This is a genomic window from Desulfobaccales bacterium (assembly GCA_041648175.1).
Lineage (GTDB): Bacteria > Desulfobacterota > Desulfobaccia > Desulfobaccales > 0-14-0-80-60-11 > 0-14-0-80-60-11.
Map to the genome: position 1 here is coordinate 1 of JBAZPO010000076.1, position 2,767 is coordinate 2,767.

A 2,767-nucleotide genomic window follows, 5' to 3' on the forward strand; every position below is an offset into this window, starting at 1 on the left:
TAACCAGGTCCTTTAGACTATCCTTGTTCCACATCATCTGCCCCTCCCTTTGGGTGGCAAATCTGGGGACTGGCTACAGGTTACAATTCCATAATTCTCTCGGTCGGATTTTCCCGTAAAATCATCAGGGTAAGATAGTCCCGGATCTTGCGGGTGATGAGAAAATGATGGCGGACGAATTCTCGGGCCATCTTGCCCATGCGCCGGGCCATTTCCGGCCGGTGCAGGAGATAGCGGATACGAAAGGCGCAGCCCTCCGGAGAATGGACCAGAAACCCGGTATTATAATCCCGGAGCTGCAGCACAATACCGCCCACCGCGCCGCCGATAACCGGTTTGCCCTTCCACATGGCTTCGGTGACGGTGAGACCGAAGCCCTCCCGGGTGGATTTTTGGACAATGATGTCTGAGGCCCGCTGCAGGGCATTGACTTCATGGTGGGCGTCCGGCGGCAAGAGGAGGATCTGGATATCCGGCTCATCTTTGGCGGCCTCCATGACCTCGGCAAAAATGCGGGGCCCTTCCGGATCATCGATGGCTTCCCCGCCAGCCAGAACCAGCTTACAGGGGGTATGGCGCCGCACCATGCGAAAGGCCTGGATTACTCCCACGGGATCCTTAAAGGAATCAAAACGGGAAACCTGCAGGATGATGGGCTTATCCCGTTCGATGCCCAGTCGATCTAAAACTTCCTGGACTTGGGCGGTGCTCAGGTCCCGGTTCTTTTCGCTCAAAGGGTCGATGGAGGGGCGGATGAGATACTGGGGGTGGGGCAGATTCTGGGCGAACTGGGACATGGAGAACACCGAGGCCTCATATTGGCTGACGATCTCCTGCAGGAATTTCCAGACCCGGCGCTCTGGCCGGGAGGCATCGATGTGGCAGCGCCAGATCCAGTGTTTGGCCTGGGGACGGAGAAAATTAATCAGATAGGCGGGCTGAGGGTCATGCACCAGGACAAAATCTGATTCCCAGGTAAACTTGCGGGCGTTCTCCCGATTAATCTCCCGGTAATGATCCAGCATGTCGGGGGAGAGATCTACCTTATAGCCTTGCAGGGCATTATGCATCGCCTTGGTGATCTCAAAGAACTCCTGATCTCCATGGATCACTTCCCATTTGACATCCAGCCCTAACTGTTCCAGTAAGGGGACGGCCCGGTCTAGAATTTCTGCCACCCCGCCCCCGGTACGGGTGGAGTTGATGTGGACAAATCGCCGGGGCCCCAGGCGCGCCGCCAAACGCTGGAGCTGATCGATCACTTCCTGGCCCACGATGGGGGCATAATCATTGAGTCCGATCACAGAGTTCTCCCAGATGTTGATGAATCAACCCTAAAAGAGTGTTGCGGATTTCTGTCAAGCTGTAGAAGTAAATATCGATGCCCCGGATGGCGGCGACCAACTTCGGCAGACCGAAGTTGGTCTCAATCCAATAGGAAAAGTCGTCAACATTGCGCACCCCCAAACGCCAGCGGGCTTCAAAAAAATGATAAAATAAGGAATCCAAACCCACTTTACGCAGGCTCTCACAGAACTCCAGTAGGGTATGGGCGCAAATATGGGAGTTCATCACCACGGTGGAGGCCTCACAGAAATGGAACTCAAACCCGTACCGAGCCCAGGGGATATATTGGATATCCCAGAGATACTCCTCCAGAATATCCACAACGGACTGGCGTAACTGGGTCAGATTTTCATAGTCAAAGGGGTCAAAGGAGCTGAGCTTCTCGGCCAGCTTGGCGTCTTGTAAGTCGTTGGCGGCCCACCGGGCAAACTCGTTGGGATATTCTTCCGCCGATTGGGTGATGGCCAGGCGGGACTGAAAGATATGATAGTAGAGGACCGATTCGTCAAGCTCGCGGAGGGCCTGAAGCAACTCCCGGAGATTAACCGCCTTTTTCCCGATGGGCATGGGCATGAGAAAATATTCCCGGAACCAAAAAGGATTCTCAGCCGGCTGATCTAAACTAATTTTCACGGTTTCTCCTCCCCCTGGGTTGCGAGCAGGGCCAAAAAATCCCGCACCTGCGCTGGGTTCTTTAGAAAATGGGTGGCCTTGGTAGGCTGCTCTTCGTCTCCCACTTTGAAAGATAGACCTTGTTCCTGAATCACTGCAAAAACACTTTCATCAGTAGTATCATCCCCTATATACAAAGGAAAGTATCCAACAAAATCAGAAGATAGCAAGATCCCCTGAATCGCCTCACCCTTGTTTACTCCGTAGGGCAAGACCTCCATCACCTTTTTCCCTGGAAGAAGCTGGTAGGACCCAGACTCAACTATATGTGCCTTCCAGGTTTCTATAATCTTTAAGAGTTGATCTTCCTGTCCTGGAGAGACTTGCCGGTAATGGAGGGCAAAACCCTGGGGTTTGTCTTCGATCCACCAGCCGGTAAAATGCTCCAAAAGTCCGGACAACTGTTTTTTCCATCTAGAAATCTCTTCTGAGCCAGATTCCCCGCTGATTAAATTCAAGGGCTTTCCGGCAATCAGGCCTTCTCCTCCATGGGAGCCAAGATAATTAAGTCCAGGGATGGGCAATAATTTAAGTAAATTTTGCAGAGGTCGCCCAGAGACCACCACCACTGCATAATCGAGCCGATTAATGAGGCGGGCCAGTAGTCGCAAAAGCCCAGGGGTAGGGTGGGCCAACTCGGGACGGGGGGCAATCTCTACCAAGGTGCCATCGTAGTCCAACAGTAACAGGAGCTTTCGCCCTTGCCTACGGCCTTGCACCATTCTCGCAAAGAAGTCAACTGCAAGCA

The 2,767-nt window shown here is 53.2% G+C and carries 3 protein-coding genes; all 3 read right to left on the bottom strand.

Annotation, left to right across the window (positions count from 1 at the left end; translation table 11 throughout):
• Positions 1-80: 80 nt before the first annotated feature.
• From WC600_19220 to otsB, 3 genes are read right to left on the bottom strand one after another with little or no spacing between them, the layout of a single operon-like run.
• Entirely contained in the window at positions 81-1,304 is a 1,224-nt protein-coding gene (locus WC600_19220; protein ID MFA4904858.1) for a glycosyltransferase, read from the bottom strand.
• On the bottom strand, positions 1,288-1,980 hold the full coding sequence (locus WC600_19225) for a DUF5752 family protein (protein MFA4904859.1): 693 nt from the start codon (positions 1,978-1,980) through the stop codon (positions 1,288-1,290). Before WC600_19225 ends, WC600_19220 begins: the two co-directional genes overlap by 17 nt.
• Entirely contained in the window at positions 1,977-2,741 is a 765-nt protein-coding gene (gene otsB, locus WC600_19230) for a trehalose-phosphatase (protein ID MFA4904860.1), read from the bottom strand. Before otsB ends, WC600_19225 begins: the two co-directional genes overlap by 4 nt.
• Between the last annotated feature and the right edge of the window lie 26 nt (positions 2,742-2,767).

What these genes read in the sequence shown, in the direction of transcription:
- otsB (MFA4904860.1), bottom strand. Translation starts at nt 2,741, where the DNA reads ATGGTGCAAGGCCGTAGGCAAGGGCGAAAGCTCCTGTTACTGTTGGAC.